This window comes from Sphingobium salicis subsp. salicis (assembly GCF_049472635.1).
Taxonomy (GTDB): Bacteria; Pseudomonadota; Alphaproteobacteria; order Sphingomonadales; family Sphingomonadaceae; genus Sphingobium; species Sphingobium yanoikuyae_A.
On record NZ_JAYRCS010000001.1, the window covers coordinates 4,610,070 to 4,627,700 of the forward strand.

A 17,631-nucleotide genomic window follows, 5' to 3' on the forward strand; every position below is an offset into this window, starting at 1 on the left:
CATGCGTTGCGCGTCTCTGATAGCGCTAACGTATAGCGTTACACCAACGGTAGCGCAGGCGCAGGACGCCGCCGTCCAGAATGCCGAAGCCGACATTATTGTCACCGGCGTGCGCGCCAGCCTTGATCGCGCGATCGACATCAAGCGCAATTCGAGCGGCGTGGTCGATGCCATTTCGGCCGAAGATATCGGCAAGTTCCCCGACACCAATCTGGCGGAATCGCTGCAGCGTATCACCGGCGTGTCGATCGACCGCGTCAATGGCGAAGGCTCGCAGGTCACGGTCCGCGGCTTTGGCGGCGGCTTCAACCTGGTGACGCTGAACGGGCGCGCGCTGCCATCGGCCAATGTCACCTCCGTCGGTGGCGACCAGAATGCCGACTATTCGTCGGGCACCAGCCGCTCCTTCGACTTCGGCAATCTGGCGTCGGAAGGCGTCAGCACGCTGGAAGTCTACAAGACCGGTCGCGCGGCGATCCCGTCGGGCGGCATCGGCGCGTCGATCAACGTCGTTACCCGCAAGCCGCTCGACGCGCGCGAGGCGGGCTTCAGCGGCACGATCGGCGTCAAGGCGCTCTATGACACCAGCGTTGAGAAGAGCCTGAGCGACCCGGCCAAGATCACGCCAGAAGCATCGGGCCTGCTGAGCTGGCGCGACGAGAATGAAGTGTTCGGCGTTTCGATCTTCGGCAGCTATCAGAAGCGCAATTTCTCGACCCGCGGCGCGACCGTCAACAACTGGAACATCCGCCGTTACAGCCAGTTCGCCGATCCGGCCAACGGCTTCGTCAACGCCAATACCCAGATCAGCAACGCGCCGACCGACCCCAACACCCTGGTGTCGGTGCCCAATGACAGCAGCTATTATTATTCGCAGGGTTCGCGCGAGCGCATCAACGGATCGGCGGTCATGCAATTCCGTCCGACCGAGACGCTGACCTTCACCGCCGACGCTTTGTTCGCCCAGAACAAGCAGCGGGAACAGCGTGCCAGCCAGGGCAACTGGTTCAACCGGCCCTTCGCCCAGGTGGAGTTTGACGGCAATCCGGTGGTCGCCACGACCAGCTATCTGCAGGAGAATATCGCCGGCGTTAAGGACGCGGCGTTTGAACAGGCCGAACGCGGCGTGCGCAACCGGCTGCAGGATTATGGCCTGAACGCCAAATGGGAAATCAACGACCGCGTCACCCTGTCGATCGACGGCCATACTGGCCTGGCGCAAAGCTCGCCCGACAATCCCAATGGCGTGAGTTCGACGCTGGTGGGCCTGGGCGCGCCGATCGTGGCGTCGCAGTCGGCCGATTTCAGCGGCGTCATCCCGGTTCAGTCGATCACCATCAACGATGCCCTGCGCGGCAATGGAAATGGCGTGCTGGATCTGGGTGACCTGGGGTCGCAGATGGGCCGCACCGTGTCCTCGGCGCAGCGCCAGCGGCTCAACGAGATCCGCGCCGACCTGGGCTGGGAACTGGATGATGGCGGCAGCCGCTTCGACGTCGGCGCCAATTACCGCACGTCCAAGATGCGCCAGACCCGCACCCAGACGCAGCAGACGCTGGGCGACTGGGGCATCAGCAATGTTGGCGATATCGCATCGGTCGCGCCGGGTGTGCTTCAGGAATATTGCCTGGTCTGCAAGTTCGACAATTTCGATGCCAAGGGTCAGGGCGCGACGCTGACCGCCTTCCAGGGCAGCGCCGTCGATCTCTATAATGCGCTGTCGCCTTATTATGCCCAGCGCGGCAACGCCATCGGCATCACCCAGCAGGAAGATAACCGGGTCAAGGAGGATATCTGGTCCGCTTACGGCCAGTTGACCTGGAAGGGCGAACTGGCGGGCCGTCCGGCATCGCTGGTGGTCGGCGCACGTTACGAACGGACCAAGGTGCGTTCGACATCGCTGGTGGCGGTGCCACAGGCGATCAACTGGGTATCGGATAACGACTTCACCCTGGTGGTGTCGGATGAGGTCCAGCCGGTTTCGGACAGCGGCAATTACAACAACTTCCTGCCCGCGATGGACTTCCAGATCGAGCTGGCGAAGAATTTCATCGGTCGCTTCTCGTTCAGCAAGACCATTGCCCGGCCCGATTATGGCAATCTGTTCGTGGCAAGCTCGGTCGGCACCCCGCCGCGTCCGATCGCGCTCGGCGGCTTTGCCACCGGATCGACCGGCAATGCCCGCCTGTCACCGCTGATTTCCGACAATCTCGATCTGTCGTTCGAATGGTATTACAAGCCGTCGAGCTACATCTCGGCGGGCGTGTTCGAAAAGCGGGTGCAGAATTTCGTCGGCACCGGCCAGACGACGCGCAACCTGTTCGGGCTGCGCGATGTCAGTTCGGGCGCGGCGGGATCGCGATCGGGCACGGCACTGGCTGAACTCAAGCGGCTGGGGGCTGACCCGAGCGACGTCAACCTGTTCACGATGACGGCATTGCTGCAGCAGCAGGGCAATATCGATGCCGCGTCGCAGCAGTTCCAGGCGAACTATTCGAACGGGGCGCTCAGCCAGGCCTTCATCGACCAAGTGCTGACCGAAGTCGACCTGACGCCGGACGCTAATGATCCGCTCTACGATTTCGAGGTCACGCAGCCGATCAACAACCGGCAGGGCAAGATCTGGGGCTTCGAACTCGCGGCCCAGCATTTCTTCGGCAATACCGGTTTCGGTGTGTCGGCGGCCTATACGCTGGTCCGGGGTGACGTGGGCATCGATGTCGGCGCCGATCCGAGCGAGGACCAGTTCGCACTGGTCGGTCTGTCGGATACTGCCAACGCCACGCTGATCTATGACAAGAACGGCCTGTCGGCGCGTCTCGCCTATAACTGGCGCGACAAGTTCCTGCAGTCGGCCAATCGTGGCGGCGGCGATCGCAACCCGGTGTTCGTGCGCCCGTTCGGTCAGCTCGATCTCAACATCAGTTGGGACGTGTCGGAACAGTTTGCCGTCTCGTTCGAGGCGATCAACCTGACCGAGAGCGACATCCGCACCTATGGCCGCGACAAGAGCAACCTGTGGTATGCGCAGGAGCTGGACCGTCGCTTCTTGCTGGGTGGTCGCTTCCGCTTCTAAGGGGGTGAGCCGGGGCCGTCCTGCCGGGCGGCCCCGACTTTCACGATTGCGTCGGGCGGACTGCATCGGGGCGGGCCTCGCAAAGGGCTTTTCCTGCGCCGCCGACGCCCTACTATGGCCGCCCGTTCATGCGGCACGCCGGATATTCCATGACCAGCACGATGATACTCGATCCCATCACCCATGCCGCGCTTCGGGTCGCACCGGGCAATGGCGCTGCCTTCGGCGATGCCGTCAACCAGACGCTGATCTTCCCGACCGAGATCGACGCGATCCAGCGGGAATATCCGATCCTGATCCAGCGCGATGGCCAGGGTGCCTGGCAGCTCACCGCGCTGCTGGGTTTCGATCGCGACGAAAATCTGTTTCTCGACGCCGGGGGCTGGACCGCACGCTATGTGCCCGCCGTCCATCGGCGTGGCCCTTTCCTGATCGGCATGCAGCAGCGCGACGGCGAAGATCATCCGGTGATCCATGTCGACCTCGACGATCCACGCGTCGGCGCGGCGGGCGAAGCGCTGTTCCTGCCCCATGGCGGTAACGCGCCCTATCTGGACCATGTCGCCGATGCGCTGCGCACCATACATGAAGGCCATGGCCTGAGCGCGCCGATGTTCGCGGCGTTCGAACAGGCCGGGCTGCTGGCGCCGATCGCGCTGGAGATCGCGATCGACGACGCGCAGCGCTATGACATTGCCGGGCGCTTCACCATCGATGCCGATCGGTTGGAGGCGCTGGATGGCCCGACCCTGCAGGCGCTGCATCAGGCGGGCCTGTTGCAACTGGCCTATGCGATCCGCGCCTCGCTCGCCAATATCGAGGATCTGATCGTGCGCAAGCGGACGCGGCAGGCGGCGTGACGCTGCACCAGACCCGGCGGATTGCCGGCAGCGACCTGACGCCTGGCTGGCTCGACGATCTGATGGCGGCGCAGAGGCCGGTCATCATCGGTGGACTGGTCGATGGCTGGCCGCTGGTCGCTGCCGGGCGGCTATCGGCGCAGGCGGCGATGGACCGGCTGCTGGCCAATTATGGCGGCGCGCCGGTCACCGGCTATGTCGGGGCGCTGGAGGCCGGGGGCCGCTTCTTCTACAATGATGAACTGACCGGCTTCAATTTCGATCGCGGACAGGCGCCGCTGCCCCATTATCTCGATAGGATCCGGGCGGATGCCAGTGGCGAGGGCCCGGCCATCTATATCGGATCGACCGATGTCGACCGCTATTTTCCCGGCCTGCGCGCCGACCATGACCTGCCCGGCCTGTTCGGTGCGGCGGTGCCGACCGTGAGCCTGTGGATCGGCAACCGCACGGTCGCCGCGACCCATTATGACAGCTCGCACAATCTGGCCTGTTGCCTGGTCGGGCGACGGCGCTTCACTTTGTTTCCGCCCGATCAGGTGGGCAATCTCTATCCTGGTCCGCTGTCGCCCACGCCGGGCGGCCAGGTGGTCAGCATGGTCGATCCGGCCGCGCCCGACCTGGCACGTTATCCGCGCTTTGCACAGGCCCTGGCAGCCGGTGAGGTGGCCGAACTGGAGCCGGGCGACGCGCTCTTCTACCCGGCGCTCTGGTGGCATCAGGTCGAGGCGCGCGACGGCTTCAACATCATGATGAACTATTGGTGGGACGCCGTCCCCGACTTCATCGACACGCCGATGGCGACGCTGCTGCACGGGCTGCTCAGCATCCGCGAGCGGCCGGATGCCGAGCGCATGGCCTGGCGCGCGCTGTTCGACCATTATCTGTTCGGACCGGCACAGGATGCGCGCGACCATCTGCCCGATCATGCGCAAGGGCCGTTGGCGCCGCTGACGCCGCTGGAGGCGCGACGCCTGCGGGCGATGGTGATGCAGCGCCTCAACCGCTGAAAGGGCGGGGCCAATCGAGCGTTGCACGCGATTTATGATAACGCTATCAATGGCGCAAATCGCAAGGAGAGGATGATATGACGATCAAGCGCGGAACGTGCCTGCACGCATGGCCGCTGGCCCTGGGGCTGGCGCTCGCCGCCTGCCAGCAGGCGCCGGAACAGAAGGGCGAACAGAAGACAGAACAGGCGGCCGACAATGCCGCGAGCGGCAAGCGCGATGCGTCCGAATATCTGTCCCAGCCGCTGGTCAGCGACATCTACACCGCCGATCCGTCCGCCCATGTGTGGAACGGCAAGATCTATGTCTATCCCAGCCATGACATTGACGGGCCGACGCCCGAGGATGACCTGGGCAGCCATTTCGAAATGCGCGACTATCATGTCCTGTCGATGGACAAGATCGGCGGGCCGGTGACGGTCGGCCCTGTGGCGCTGGACGTGAAGGATGTGCCCTGGGCCGACAAGCAGATGTGGGCGCCCGACGCGGCCTACAAGAATGGCACCTATTATCTCTACTTCCCGGCCAAGGACAAGGAAGGCGCCTTCCGCATCGGCGTCGCCACGTCCAAGGATCCGATGGGACCGTTCAAGGCGCAGCCACAGCCGATCAAGGGCAGCTATTCGATCGATCCGGCCGTCTTCACCGACGCCGACGGGCAGAGCTATATCTATTTCGGTGGCATCTGGGGCGGCCAGTTGCAGCGCAATATCGGCGGGAAATATGATCCGGACGGGTCGAAGACCGACCTGAAGCAGGATGACAAGCCGGCGATCGCGCCGCGCGTCGCCAGGCTGAACGGCGATATGCTGGAATTTGCCGAGACCCCGCGCGAGATCCAGATCCTGGACGACAAGGGCAAGCCGCTTCTGGGCGGCGACCATGACCGCCGCTTCTTCGAGGCGTCATGGATGCACAAGCATGATGGCAAATATTATTTCAGCTATTCGACCGGCGACACCCATTATCTGGTCTATGCCGTCGGCGATTCCCCTTATGGCCCCTTCACCTACAAGGGCCGCATCCTGGAGCCGGTCGAAGGCTGGACCACCCACCATTCGATCGTCGAATGGGGCGGCAAGTCCTGGCTCTTCTATGCCGACAGCCAGTTGTCGGGGCAGACCCGCCTGCGCAACGTCAAGGTGACGGAACTGCGCTACAATGCTGATGGCAGCATCCAGACGATCAATCCGCTGCTGCCCAAGAAGGGCGCCGCGCACTGAGGATTGAGGGAAGCGCGGCGATCATGTCGCGCTTCCCCTTTCATGTCATGCGCCGGGCAGCGTGGTCCATTTGGCGTCGCCCGCCGCATTGGCGATGACGGTTTCGACGAAGCCCATGGTTTGCAGGCCGTCTCCGACCGACGGGAACCAGGCTTCGCCGCCCCGGATGCGCGTGGCGAAGGCGCGGTAGAGATTGGCGAACGCCTCGATATAGCCTTCGGGATGGCCGCTGGGCGTGCGCAGCAGCGGCAGGGTCGAGGGCAACAGGCCCGGTCCGGCCGCGCGCAGCACTTCGGCGGGCCGATCCAGCCAGCGCAGGGTCAGCGTGTTGGGCTCCATCTGCGCCCATTCCAGCCCGCCATGTTCGCCATGGATGCGCAGCTTCAGGCCATTTTCGTCGCCGGCCGCGACCTGAGTCGCCTTGAGGATGCCGCGCGCGCCATTGTCGAGCCGCAGCAGCACATTGACGTCGTCGTCGAGCCGGCGCCCCTCGACATGGATGCTGAGATCGGCGCAGATTTCGCTGACGCGCAGGCCTGACACATGTTCGGCGAGGTGAAAGGCATGGGTGCCGATGTCGCCCAGGCAGCCGCCCAGGCCCGCACGGGCGGGATCGGTGCGCCATTCGGCCTGCTTGTTGCCATCGCGGTCGATCGCCTGGCTGAGCCAGCCTTGCGAATATTCGACCTGCACCAGCCTGATCTTGCCGAAATCACCGCGCGCGACGCGCGCCCGCGCCTCTTCCACCAGCGGATAGCCGCTATAGGTGAAGGCGAGGCCGAAATGCCGGCCCGAGCGTTCGGCGGCGGCAGCGATCTGGCGCGCCTCGGCCAGATCGAGCGCCATCGGCTTTTCGCAGAAGACATGGAAACCCGCGTCGAGCGCGGCGATCGCCATCGGCGCATGGAGATGATTGGGCGTCACGATCGACAGGGCATCGATCCGCTCGTCCGCCGGCAGCGCCTGTTCGCCCGCCAGCAGCGCGTCGAGCGAATCATAGGTGCGCGCCGGGTCGATTCCCAGTGCCTCGCCCGAGCGCCGGTTGCGATCCGTGTCGCCGCTGAAGGCGCCGGCCACCAGTCGCCAATCACCATCCAGTGCCGCGGCAGCGCGGTGGATCGCCCCGATAAAGGCGCCTTCGCCACCGCCGACCATGCCCAGACGCAACGCTTTTCCTGTCATCCTCATCCCTCTTTCCCATTAGTCGACAGACCGTTCATTCTGCCTCTTGATCTTCCGATCATATTGGAACAGTTTACCGGTAAATAAAAGCCACAGACAAGACGGAGAGTCGAGGGTGCAAAGGGTAATGGGCTTCGGCCTGGTAGCGCTCGCAACGGGCGCAGTGATGATCCCCGCCATGTCGAGCCAGGCGCAGACCGCACCAGCGGCGCCGCCGGCCTTCAACGCCTGCCGCGCCTGCCACAGCGTGCAGCCCGGCGGCAAGAGCGGCCTTGGCCCCAATCTGGTCGGCGTCGTCGGCCGCACCGCCGGCACCCTGGCCGGCTTCAACTATTCCCCTGCGCTCAAGGCGTCGAAGCTGAAATGGGACGAGAAGGCGCTAGACGAATATCTCGCCGCGCCGACCAAGAAGGTGCCCGGCAGCCGCATGCCCATATCCACGCCCGATCCGGCCAAGCGCGCCGCGATCATCACCTATCTCAAGAGCGTGAAATGACGGCGGCGAAGGGCGCGATGCGCGGCCCGGCCATCTTCCTGGCGCAGTTCATGGGCGATGCCGCCCCGTTCGACAATCTGGACAATGCCGCGCGCTGGATGGCGCAGGCGGGCTACAAGGGCATTCAGGTGCCCAGCAATGATCCGCGCTGCATGGACCTCAAGCTGGCGGCGGAAAGCCAGGATTATTGCGATGACCTGATCGGTCGCTGCCGCGAGGCCGGGGTCGAGATTTCGGAACTGTCGACCCATTTGCAGGGCCAGTTGGTCGCGGTCCACCCGGCCTATGACGCGGCATTCGATGCGTTCGCGCCGGCCGAACTGCGCGGCAAGCCGGCCGAACGGCAGGCCTGGGCGGTCGAGCAGCTGAAGCTGGCGGCTGTGGCCAGCCGGCGACTGGGGCTGAAGGCGCATGCGACCTTCTCCGGCGCGCTCGCCTGGCCCTTCGTCTATCCCTGGCCGCAACGGCCGGCGGGTCTGGTGGAAGAGGCGTTCGCCGAACTGGGGAAGCGCTGGCGCCCGATCCTGGACGCGTTCGACGAACAGGGCATCGACCTCTGCTACGAACTGCATCCGGGCGAGGATCTGCATGACGGCCTGACCTTCGAGCGCTTCCTGGATGCGGTCGGCGGCCACAAGCGCGCCAACATCCTCTATGATCCCAGCCATTTCGTGCTGCAGGCGATGGACTATCTGCAGTTCATCGACATCTATCATGACCGCATCAGGATGTTCCACGTCAAGGATGCGGAGTTCAGCCCGACCGGTCGCGCGGGTGTCTATGGCGGCTATGCCGACTGGGTCGACCGGCCCGGCCGCTTCCGCTCGCTGGGCGACGGCCAGGTCGACTTCACCGGCATATTCTCGCGCCTGACCCAATATGGCTATGACGGCTGGGCGGTGCTGGAATGGGAATGCTGCCTGAAGCATCCCGAGGATGGCGCACGCGAAGGCGCCCCCTTCATCGAGGCGCACATGATCCGCCGGCCCGAACGGGCCTTCGACGATTTCGCAGGGGGCGGTGATCCCGCCAACAACCGGCGCTGGCTGGGGCTCAGCTGACGCCGCAACCGACGATCGACACATGTCCTGACCGGAAGGCCGGCGGGACCAAAGGGAGAGGAGCCGACATGACGGCGATTAACCGGCACAGACTTTTCTGGCTGAGCGTCCTGGCGCTGTTCACCGCCTCGATGAGCGCATCGCTGCGCGCAGCGGTGGCGAGCAGCCTGAAGGCGGAATGGATCGACCCGATCGCCCCGATCGCGGCCGGCGAGATGATCGGCGCGGCGCTGGGATCGGCCTTCCTGGGCTTTTCCATCACCGTCTTCGTCGTCAGCGCCTTTCTCGACACGATCGGCATCCGCCGCGTGCTGATCGGCTGCGGCATCGCCTTCCTGATCGGCACGACGCTGATCGTGGGGGCGGGCAGCATGGCCACCGGCATGACCGTCTATCACCTCGTATGGCTGGGCATGCTGCTGTCGGGCATCGGCTGGGGCTTTGCCGAAGCGTCGATCAATCCGCTGACCGCCCGCCTCTATCCCGAGGATACGACCCATCGCCTCAACGTGCTGCACGCCTGGTATCCCGGCGGGCTGATCGTCGGCGGCCTTGCCGGCGTGTTCCTCGCCTCCGCGCTTCCCTGGCAGGCGATCATGGCGCTGGCCTATATCCCGGCCATCGGCGTCGTTTTGATTGCCTCCACCACCCGCTTCCCCGCGCCGCCCGCCACCGCCGGCAGCCGGGCGATGAAGGACATGATGCTGGAAGTGGTCCGCCGCCCCAGCTTCTTCATCTGGTTCGGCGCGATGTTCCTGACCGCCTCGTCCGAACTGGCACCGGGCCAGTGGCTCGACGTCGCGCTCAGCAACCGGGTCGGCATGCGCGGCATTTTGCTGCTGGTCTATGTCAGCGCGCTGATGTTCGTGTTCCGTCATTTTGCCGGGCGGATCGCCGGCCGCCTGTCCAACCCCGGCCTGCTCTGGGTGTCCAGCCTGCTCGCCGCGATCGGCCTGTTCATGCTGTCGCAGGCGCAGTCGCCTGCCTCCGCCATCCTCGCCTCGACCGTCTGGGGCCTGGGCGTATGCGCGATGTGGCCGACGATGCTGGCGTCGGTGGCCGAACGTTATCCGCGCGGTGACGCCTGGGCGCTGGGGCTGGTCGGCTCGGCCGGCGCGCTTGCCAGCTTCTTCGTGCTGCCACGGCTGGGCGAGATGTTCGACCAGGCCAAGGTGGAACTGGCCGGCGGGCCGGAAGCCTTCACCCGCCTGACCGGACCGGCGCTGCGTGCGGTGGAGGATGCGGCGGCGTCGCAATCCTTCGCCCGCCTCGCCTTCGTGCCGCTGATCCTGCTGGTCGTCTTCGGGCTGATCTGGCTGTCCGACCGGCGCGCCGGTCGCCGGGCGGAGGCCGTGGCATGAAGCTGTCGCGCAGAAACCTGATCGCCGCCGGCGTCGCCGCGGCTGCCACCCCCGCCATCGCCGCTGCGGCCGGCAAGGGATCCTCCAATGCCGCCCGCTTCTCGCTCGGCTACGCCCCGCATGAAGGCAGCTTTGCCAGCCGGGGCGGATTGCTGGAGCAGATCGCCTATGCCGCCGACCAGGGTTTTCGGGCCTGGGAGGATAATGAGGCACGCAAACGTCCGGTCGAGCAGCAGGAGGCCATGGCCAGGGCGCTGGCGCAGCGCGGCATGACCATGGGCGTGTTCGTCGCCAGCATGCCCAAATGGGCGGAGTTCCGCCCGCTGCTGGGCAGCAATGACGATGCCGAGCGCGAAGCCTTTCTGGCCGATATCCGCACATCGGTGGAAGTCGCCAAGCGCCTCAACGCGAAACATGCGACCGTCGTCACCGGCTTCATGGACCGCAAGGTGCCGCAGGATATCCAGACCGGCCGGATCATCGATTGCATGCGCCGCGCCGGCGACATCGTCGCGCCGCACGGCCTGACGCTGGTGATGGAGCCGCTCAATACGCGGACCAACCATCCCGGCGTCTATATGCAGTCGATCGCTCAGGGCTATGCGGTGGCGCGCGGCGCCAACAGTCCGGGCGTCAAGATATTGGCGGACCTCTATCATGAGCAGATCCAGTCCGGGAACCTGATCCCGACGCTGGAGGCCTGCTGGGCGGAGGTCGGCTATATCCAGTTCGGCGACAATCCCGGCCGCAAGGAACCGGGCACCGGCGAGATCAACTACGCCAATATCGTCCGCTGGCTGCGGGGCCGCAACTATGGCGGCGTGATCGGCATGGAACATGGCAATTCGCTGGCCGGACGCGAGGGCGAGGACCGGCTGGTGGCCGCCTATCGCGCCATCGACCAGATATAAGATGAGAGGAGGACGAGGATGAAAATCATCCCGACTGGCTTTGCAGGGACGGGTATCGCGCTGGCCACGGCTCTGCTGGTGGGCACAGCGGCGCAGGCGCAAGACAAGCCTGGCAAGCTGGGTTTCAAGGACACGCCGATCCTGCCCGGTGGCAACTGGCACGTCCATGATCCCGATCGCCCCGCCCCCACCGTCGTCACCCCGGCGGCACAGGCCGGCGGTGCACCGTCCGACGCAACCATCTTGTTCGACGGCAAGTCGCTCGACGCATGGCGCGGTGAGCGCGGCCCCTGGACGCTGGAAAAGGGGATCATGACCATCCCGCCCCGCAGCCAGAGCGGCGGCGAGAACAACCTGATATCGAAGCAGGAATTTGGCGACGTCCAGTTGCATCTGGAATTCCGCTCGCCCAATCCGCCAACCAAAAGCTCGCAGGATCGCGGCAATAGCGGCATCTGGTTCATGCAGCGCTACGAGGTCCAGATTCTCGACGGTTATCAGAACCCGACCTATGCCGACGGCACGGTCGGTTCGGTCTATGCCTGGAAGCCGCCGCTGGTGAACCCATCGCGCCAGCCGGGCGAATGGCAGAGCTATGACATCATCTTCGAACGGCCGCGCTTTGCCGCCGATGGCAGTCTGGTCCGCCCGGCCTATGTCACCGCGCTGCTGAACGGCGTGCTGGTGCAGAATCATCAGGCGATGCTGGGCACCACCAAATGGCGGTCGATCGCCCAATATCAGGCCCATGGGGACAAGGCGCCGATCCAGCTGCAGGATCATGACAGCCCCGTGTCTTTCCGCAACATCTGGGTCCGGCCGCTGCCGGACGAGGCCATCGCACAGGATCTGAAGGGAGCAGGACAATGATGGACCGCAGACATGCGCTGGCGGGCATGGTCGCCATGTTCGGCGCCGGGCTGTTCGCGCCGCTGGCGCGCGCCGCCGGGGTGATGCCGGCCGCTGGCGTGATCGACCAGGGCGCACCCAGCCTGCAACTGTTCACGCCCGATCAGCGGGCGCTGATGACCGCGCTGTGCGAACGCATCCTGCCGGCGACCGACACGCCCGGCGCGATCGAGGCCGGCGTCCCCGCCTATATCGAGAAATTGCTGGCCGACTGGTCGGTGGCGGAGGATCGCGACCCGATCATCGCCGGCCTTGCCGAAATCGATGCCCGCAGCTGGCAGGATTACAAGATCCCCGCGACCAAGGCATCGGCCGCGCAGCATGACGCGCTGCTGACCCTGGCGATGAACGACCAGATCCCCAAGGGCGAGGAGTTTTTCGAGGCGTTCCGGCAGATGGTGATCGTGGGCTATTACACGTCCGAGATCGGGATCACCCAGGAACGCGAATATCTGCCGGTGCCGGGCGAATATAACGGCGCCTTCCCCTATTCCCAGGTCAACAAGGTCTATTCCGCATGAACCTCAACCGTCGTTCCATGATGCTGGGCGCCGGCGGCCTGGCCGCCCTCGCCGCCTCTCCCTTCGCCGCGCAGGCCGCCAGGGCCTCCGGCAAGATCGCCAGCGTCGGCCTGCAGCTCTACACCGTGCGCGAGTTGTTCGCCGCCGATCCGGTCGCCACCTTGGAGAAGGTCGCCAAGGTCGGCTATCGCGAGGTCGAATTTGGCGGTGGCGGCTATGACGCCATGGACCACAAGCTGCTGCGCAGCACGATGGACCGGCTGGGCCTCACCTGTCCGTCGCTGCACATCGGCTATGATGCGCTGCTCGACAAGTTCGACGCCAGCGTGGCGATGGCCAAAACACTGGGCGCGGGCACCGTCGTCCTGCCCTATATGGTCGACAAATATCGCAATGCGGAGGCGTGGAAGGCTGCGCTAGTCAACATCAACCGCTTCGGCGCGCAGCTCAAGGCCGCGGGCCTGGGCTTTGCCTATCATAATCATGATTTCGAATTCACCACTAAGCCGGACGGCGTCAGCCTGTTCGACCAGCTGGTGAAGGCGTGCGACCCCGACCTGGTTAAGATCGAACTGGATCTCTACTGGGCGATCTATGCCGGGCAGGATCCGCAGGCGCTGATCCGCAGCCTGGCCGGCCGCATCTATTCCTATCATGTGAAGGATATGCGCGCGGACCGCAGCATGACCTCGGTCGGCAGCGGCACGGTCGATTTCGCCGCGATCTTCAAGCTCAATGCCATCGCCGGCGTCCAGCATTTCTATGTCGAGAATGACCAGGCGCCCGCGCCCTATATTCCCGACATCACCAAGAGCTTCCAGACGCTGCGCGCGCTGCGCTTCTGACCTTCCAACCTGCCTCAAGACAGAAAACTCCAGGAGAGGACATCATGGCTTCGACAGACAGGTACGATGCGATCGTCATCGGTTCGGGCATCAGCGGCGGTTGGGCCGCCAAGGAATTGACGGAAAAGGGGCTGCGGGTGCTGATGCTCGACCGCGGCCATATGGTCGAACATGGCGAGAATTATACCTATGACGGCAAGCCCGCCTATGAGGTGCCCGCCCGCAACATCATGCCCGACCCGCTCAAGCAGAGCGATTATTTCATCGCCCAGCATGGCTATGTCGCGCCCAGCAACCAGGCCTTCTATAATAATGACCGCCTGAACCCCTATGATTATGGCGCGGGCAGCAAATTCTACTGGATCCGCCCCGCGGCGGTCGGCGGCAAGTCGCTGATCTGGGGCCGCTGGAGCTTCCGCTGGAGCCCGGCCGATTTCGAGGCGAACAAGCGCGAGGGCATCGGCGGCGACTGGCCGATCCGCTATGAGGATCTGGTCCCCTGGTACAGCTATGTCGAAAAATATATCGGCGTATCGGGATCGCGCGAGAATCTGGCCTATCTGCCCGACAGCGAGTTCCAGCCGCCGATGCCGATGAACATCGCGGAAAAATGGATGAAGCAGCGGCTGGAAACGCAATTCCCCGGCCGCAAGATGATCAATGCGCGTCTGTCCAACATGACCGAGGACAAGCCCGAACAGAACCGCACCAAATGCCAGTTGCGCAACCAGTGCGGCAATGGCTGCTCCTTCGGCGCCTATTTCTCGACCCAGGCGGTCACCCTGCCGGCTGCGCGGGCAACCGGGCGGCTGACCTTGCGGTCCGACGCGGTCGTCACCAACCTCGATTATGATCCGGCGACCAAGAAGGTCAGCGGCGTGCGCTTCGTCGATGCCAAGACCGGGCAGGCCGAAACCGTGTCCGCGCGGCTGGTGTTCCTGTGCGCATCGGCGCTGGCCTCGACCCAGATCCTGATGAACTCGCGCCCGGCGGGCAGCGGCAAGAGCCATTTCGACAGCAGCGGGACGCTGGGCCGCTATGTCATGGACCATATCTTCCGCGTCGGCGTGAAGGGCGACATTCCCGGCATGGAGGAGTTCATCGAATATGGCCGCCGTCCCGGCGCCATCTATGTCCCGCGCTTCCGCAACAATGGCGACAGCGAAGATGTCGGCTTCAAGCGTGGCTATGGCTATCAGGGCGGCGCCTATCGCGAACCGTCCAAGCCGGTCGGCTTCGGCGCTTCGATGAAGCAGGGCATGCGCAAATATGGCGGCTGGAAATTCCAGATGGGCGCCTTTGGCGAATGCCTGCCCTATGAGGATAATTATGTCGCGCTGAGCCCCGACAAGACCGACCGGTTCGGCATGCCGCTGATGCAGTTCAACGTCACCTTCCGCGACAATGAGATGCGGATGATGGCGGACGCGCGCGAACAGGGCGAAAAGATGCTGCGTGCGGCAGGCCTGACCAACGTCACCAGTTCGGTCCGCGAACATGTGCCGGGCGACGCCATCCACGAAATGGGCGGCGCACGCATGGGTGCCGATCCGCGCGCATCGGTGCTCAACCAGTGGAGCCAGGCGCATGATGCCAGCAATCTGTTCGTGACCGACGGCGCGCAGATGGCGTCCATCTCCTGCGTCAATCCGTCGCTGACCTTCATGGCGCTGACCGCCCGCGCGGTCGACCATGCGGTCAAGGAAATGAAGGCAGGCCGGGTCTGACAGGGGCGGCCCACTCCCGACGCTGTGCTGCGCCGCAAAACCGGCTATCAGGGGCCATGAGGATGAGCTTCTGATGGCCCGACGGCGGGAAAATGGCGTGACGATCCGCGCCGTGGCGGAACGGGCCGGCGTGTCGGCGATGACGGTATCCAACGTCATCAACGGCGCCGGCCGCGCCAGCGCGACCACGGTCGCGACGGTGCAGGCGGCGATCGCGGAACTGGGCTATGTGCCCAATCTGGCCGCCCGTCGCCTGGCCAAGGCGCGGGCGACGACGGTGGGCCTCATCTACAGCAACCGGCGCACGCCCTTTCTCGACGCGGTACTGGTCGGATCGCTGCGGGCGACCAACGCCAATGGGCTGCAACTGATCCTGCGCGACGGCGATGGCGTGACGCTGGACGAGGCCGAACGCATCGCCCAGGAACTGGTGCGCAGTGGCGCCGACGCACTGCTGCTGATCCCGCCCTTTGCCGAGCAGTTGAGCGGATCGGCGATATTGCCGGCGCTCGGCGTGCCTTTCGCCGCGATCGCCACCGGCACGCCGCTGTCGGGCATATCGACGGTGCGGATCGACAATCAGGCGGCAATGGAGGCGCTGACCCGGCGCGTCATCGCCGATGGCCATCGCCGCATCGCCTATGTCGCCGGCCCCGATCATTACAGCGTGGTCGCGGCCCGGCTCGACGGCTTCTACGGCGCCCTCCAGGACGCTGGCTTGCGCGTGGACGACAGTTTGATCGTCGAGCACAGCGCGTTCGACCATGCGTCCGGCATGGCGGCGGCGCAGGCGCTGCTCGCCCGGCCCGACCGGCCGACCGCGATCCTGTGCAGCAGCGACGATCTGGCGGCGGGCGTCATCGCCCAGGCCGGACAGATGGGGCTGACCCTGCCCCATGATCTGAGCGTCACCGGGTTCGACGACACCATCCTCGCCTCGCGCGTCTGGCCGCCGCTGACCGTGATCCGCCAGCCGGTCGAGGACATGGCGTTTCGCGCCACCCAATGCCTGATCGGCGCGCTCGGCAAGGGCGGGATGCGCGTCAGCGACGAGATATTCGACCATCAACTGGTGCAGCGCGCGTCGATCGCGCCGGCCAGCACTTAGAGCTTCACCGGGTGGCGCGGATCGCCACCCTTTCAGCGACAGGGGACAGAGCATCATGGAAACGAGCAGAAGGGAATTGGCGGCGATGATGGCATTGGGCGGCGCAGGCATGGCCCTGACCTCGACACAGTCCTCCGCACAGGCCGCGACCCCGGTTCAGGCGAAGCTGGTCCATCATGTCTTCTTCTGGCTGAAGCGGCCGGGCAACCAGGCCGATCGCGACCAGTTGATCGCCGGCCTGCGCACGTTGCGCGCGATCCCCGTGATCCGCGACCTGCAGATCGGCGTGCCCGCCAGCACCGAAAAGCGCGACGTGGTCGATTCCTCCTTCGACGTGTCGGAACTGATGCTCTTCGACAATGCGGTCGACCAGAAAGTCTATCAGGACCACGAAATCCATCAGGCCTTCGTCAAATCCTGCGAGCATCTGTGGCAGAAGGTCGTGGTCTACGACATGCAGGTCGTGCCGGATCGCTGAGCCAGGCATCGCAAGGCGGCCCGACCCGCGCTAGGGTCAATCGACATTCAGCCCTGACGGCCTGCAAATGGCGGCCTTCCGCGCTTCCGGTGCTCACGTACTTTAAGTACGCTGCGCTCCGGATCGCGGAAAACCACCATTTTCGTCACGTCATCATCTGAATGTCGATCGCCCCTAGGGTCGCTCATCAGCCTGAACGAGAGAAGATCATGATTCTGCCGGATATTCTTGCCCCCACCTATATCCAGATGCTGGGCGCCCTGTCGGCCTGGCTGGCCAAGGCCGAGGCCGGGAAACAGGATGGCATGGCGCAAACATTGCCGGGCGCGCGGCTGGCGCCGGACATGTTCCCGCTGTCGACCCAGATCCGCTTCGCCTGCGTCCAGGCGCAGGAGGGCATGTACCGGTTGCGCGGCGAAGCCTTCCCGCCGCTGGTCGGGCAATTGCTCGATGAAGGTCGCAACGCAGGCGAGCATCCCGGATCGATCGCCGACGCGCAGGCAAGAATAGCCGAGACGATTGCGATCGTGGAAAGCCTTGCCGCGGATGCGCCGCCCATCGATCCGGCTGCGCCGATCGCCCATGCACTGCCGCAGGGCATGATCTTCGACCTCACCGCCGGTCAATTTGTCCGCGACTGGGCGTTGCCGCAATTCTACTTCCACATCATGACCGCCTACGCGATCCTGCGGGCGCAGGGCGTGGACCTGGGCAAGGTCGATTATGTGGCCCACATGTTCCCCTATTTGCGGCCCGGCACCCTGCCTGCGCAATGAGGTGAAATAGCGGCGGCGGCGCACGCTGTGGTTCATGGCCATGGAGCCGCGTCGTGGCCCGTTTTCGGCATTGCCGTTCATCACCGG

At 64.9% G+C, this 17,631-nt stretch carries 16 protein-coding genes; 15 read left to right on the forward strand and 1 reads right to left on the reverse strand.

All coding sequences use genetic code 11. From position 1 onward, the window contains the following. Position 1 precedes the first annotated feature (1 nt). The 4 genes from VHN57_RS22215 to VHN57_RS22230 all read left to right on the forward strand — a co-directional run bounded on the left by VHN57_RS22215 (position 2) and on the right by VHN57_RS22230 (position 6,169). Positions 2 to 3,076, forward strand: a complete 3,075-nt coding sequence (locus VHN57_RS22215) for a TonB-dependent receptor (RefSeq protein WP_081331652.1) — start codon at positions 2 to 4, stop codon at positions 3,074 to 3,076. Between the two features lie 149 nt (positions 3,077 to 3,225). Further along, entirely contained in the window at positions 3,226 to 3,936 is a 711-nt protein-coding gene (locus tag VHN57_RS22220) for a SapC family protein (protein ID WP_423285540.1), read from the forward strand. Further along, positions 3,933 to 4,946 carry a cupin-like domain-containing protein gene (locus tag VHN57_RS22225; protein ID WP_423285542.1) on the forward strand — a complete coding sequence of 338 codons (1,014 nt, stop codon included), beginning with the start codon at positions 3,933 to 3,935 and terminating at the stop codon, positions 4,944 to 4,946. Before VHN57_RS22220 ends, VHN57_RS22225 begins: the two co-directional genes overlap by 4 nt. A gap of 77 nt (positions 4,947 to 5,023) precedes the next feature. Further along, a complete protein-coding gene (locus VHN57_RS22230) occupies positions 5,024 to 6,169 on the forward strand; it encodes a glycoside hydrolase family 43 protein (protein ID WP_423285544.1) in 1,146 nt (381 codons plus the stop codon). A 45-nt stretch (positions 6,170 to 6,214) separates the two neighbouring features. On the opposite strand, the gene VHN57_RS22235 is transcribed toward VHN57_RS22230, so the two are convergent. Continuing rightward, complete coding sequence (locus tag VHN57_RS22235; protein WP_314716267.1) at positions 6,215 to 7,351, reverse strand: Gfo/Idh/MocA family protein; 1,137 nt, start codon at positions 7,349 to 7,351, stop codon at positions 6,215 to 6,217. A gap of 127 nt (positions 7,352 to 7,478) precedes the next feature. Between VHN57_RS22235 and VHN57_RS22240 the strand changes: the two genes are divergently transcribed. From VHN57_RS22240 to VHN57_RS22290, 11 genes are all read left to right on the forward strand, one after another. Continuing rightward, a complete protein-coding gene (locus VHN57_RS22240) occupies positions 7,479 to 7,847 on the forward strand; it encodes a c-type cytochrome (RefSeq protein ID WP_026109143.1) in 369 nt (122 codons plus the stop codon). Further along, complete coding sequence (locus tag VHN57_RS22245; RefSeq protein WP_423285546.1) at positions 7,844 to 8,908, forward strand: sugar phosphate isomerase/epimerase family protein; 1,065 nt, start codon at positions 7,844 to 7,846, stop codon at positions 8,906 to 8,908. Before VHN57_RS22240 ends, VHN57_RS22245 begins: the two co-directional genes overlap by 4 nt. A gap of 68 nt (positions 8,909 to 8,976) precedes the next feature. Next, positions 8,977 to 10,269 (forward strand): MFS transporter, encoded by a 1,293-nt coding sequence (locus VHN57_RS22250; RefSeq protein ID WP_004209522.1) that lies wholly within the window; start codon positions 8,977 to 8,979, stop codon positions 10,267 to 10,269. Then, complete coding sequence (locus VHN57_RS22255; RefSeq protein ID WP_279727386.1) at positions 10,266 to 11,180, forward strand: hydroxypyruvate isomerase family protein; 915 nt, start codon at positions 10,266 to 10,268, stop codon at positions 11,178 to 11,180. The genes VHN57_RS22250 and VHN57_RS22255 overlap by 4 nt, the downstream gene beginning before the upstream one ends. Positions 11,181 to 11,198: 18 nt before the next feature. Then, positions 11,199 to 12,050 carry a 3-keto-disaccharide hydrolase gene (locus VHN57_RS22260; protein WP_423285549.1) on the forward strand — a complete coding sequence of 284 codons (852 nt, stop codon included), beginning with the start codon at positions 11,199 to 11,201 and terminating at the stop codon, positions 12,048 to 12,050. Further along, positions 12,047 to 12,610, forward strand: a complete 564-nt coding sequence (locus VHN57_RS22265; RefSeq protein WP_004209525.1) for a gluconate 2-dehydrogenase subunit 3 family protein — start codon at positions 12,047 to 12,049, stop codon at positions 12,608 to 12,610. Before VHN57_RS22260 ends, VHN57_RS22265 begins: the two co-directional genes overlap by 4 nt. Further along, positions 12,607 to 13,455, forward strand: coding sequence for a sugar phosphate isomerase/epimerase family protein (locus VHN57_RS22270; protein WP_159367488.1), 849 nt, complete (start codon positions 12,607 to 12,609; stop codon positions 13,453 to 13,455). The genes VHN57_RS22265 and VHN57_RS22270 overlap by 4 nt, the downstream gene beginning before the upstream one ends. 44 nt (positions 13,456 to 13,499) lie before the next feature. Further along, complete coding sequence (locus VHN57_RS22275; RefSeq protein ID WP_423285552.1) at positions 13,500 to 15,182, forward strand: GMC oxidoreductase; 1,683 nt, start codon at positions 13,500 to 13,502, stop codon at positions 15,180 to 15,182. A gap of 73 nt (positions 15,183 to 15,255) precedes the next feature. Then, the gene (locus tag VHN57_RS22280; RefSeq protein ID WP_097385118.1) at positions 15,256 to 16,290 is read left to right on the forward strand and encodes a LacI family DNA-binding transcriptional regulator; all 1,035 of its coding nucleotides are present in this window, start codon (positions 15,256 to 15,258) and stop codon (positions 16,288 to 16,290) included. A gap of 55 nt (positions 16,291 to 16,345) precedes the next feature. Next, a complete protein-coding gene (locus tag VHN57_RS22285) occupies positions 16,346 to 16,768 on the forward strand; it encodes a Dabb family protein (protein ID WP_423285554.1) in 423 nt (140 codons plus the stop codon). 209 nt (positions 16,769 to 16,977) lie between these two features. After that, positions 16,978 to 17,544 (forward strand): DUF1993 domain-containing protein, encoded by a 567-nt coding sequence (locus VHN57_RS22290; RefSeq protein ID WP_423285556.1) that lies wholly within the window; start codon positions 16,978 to 16,980, stop codon positions 17,542 to 17,544. The last annotated feature ends 87 nt before the right edge of the window (positions 17,545 to 17,631 follow it).

Bases quoted from the DNA above. Each gene is read 5' to 3' on its own strand.
- VHN57_RS22215 (WP_081331652.1), top strand. From the start codon at position 2: ATGCGTTGCGCGTCTCTGATAGCGCTAACGTATAGCGTTACACCAACG.
- VHN57_RS22220 (WP_423285540.1), top strand. From the start codon at position 3,226: ATGACCAGCACGATGATACTCGATCCCATCACCCATGCCGCGCTTCGG.
- VHN57_RS22230 (WP_423285544.1), top strand. From the start codon at position 5,024: ATGACGATCAAGCGCGGAACGTGCCTGCACGCATGGCCGCTGGCCCTG.
- VHN57_RS22235 (WP_314716267.1), bottom strand. From the start codon at position 7,351: ATGACAGGAAAAGCGTTGCGTCTGGGCATGGTCGGCGGTGGCGAAGGC.
- VHN57_RS22240 (WP_026109143.1), top strand. From the start codon at position 7,479: ATGGGCTTCGGCCTGGTAGCGCTCGCAACGGGCGCAGTGATGATCCCC.
- VHN57_RS22245 (WP_423285546.1), top strand. From the start codon at position 7,844: ATGACGGCGGCGAAGGGCGCGATGCGCGGCCCGGCCATCTTCCTGGCG.
- VHN57_RS22250 (WP_004209522.1), top strand. From the start codon at position 8,977: ATGACGGCGATTAACCGGCACAGACTTTTCTGGCTGAGCGTCCTGGCG.
- VHN57_RS22255 (WP_279727386.1), top strand. From the start codon at position 10,266: ATGAAGCTGTCGCGCAGAAACCTGATCGCCGCCGGCGTCGCCGCGGCT.
- VHN57_RS22260 (WP_423285549.1), top strand. From the start codon at position 11,199: ATGAAAATCATCCCGACTGGCTTTGCAGGGACGGGTATCGCGCTGGCC.
- VHN57_RS22265 (WP_004209525.1), top strand. From the start codon at position 12,047: ATGATGGACCGCAGACATGCGCTGGCGGGCATGGTCGCCATGTTCGGC.
- VHN57_RS22270 (WP_159367488.1), top strand. From the start codon at position 12,607: ATGAACCTCAACCGTCGTTCCATGATGCTGGGCGCCGGCGGCCTGGCC.
- VHN57_RS22275 (WP_423285552.1), top strand. From the start codon at position 13,500: ATGGCTTCGACAGACAGGTACGATGCGATCGTCATCGGTTCGGGCATC.
- VHN57_RS22280 (WP_097385118.1), top strand. From the start codon at position 15,256: ATGGCCCGACGGCGGGAAAATGGCGTGACGATCCGCGCCGTGGCGGAA.
- VHN57_RS22285 (WP_423285554.1), top strand. From the start codon at position 16,346: ATGGAAACGAGCAGAAGGGAATTGGCGGCGATGATGGCATTGGGCGGC.
- VHN57_RS22290 (WP_423285556.1), top strand. From the start codon at position 16,978: ATGATTCTGCCGGATATTCTTGCCCCCACCTATATCCAGATGCTGGGC.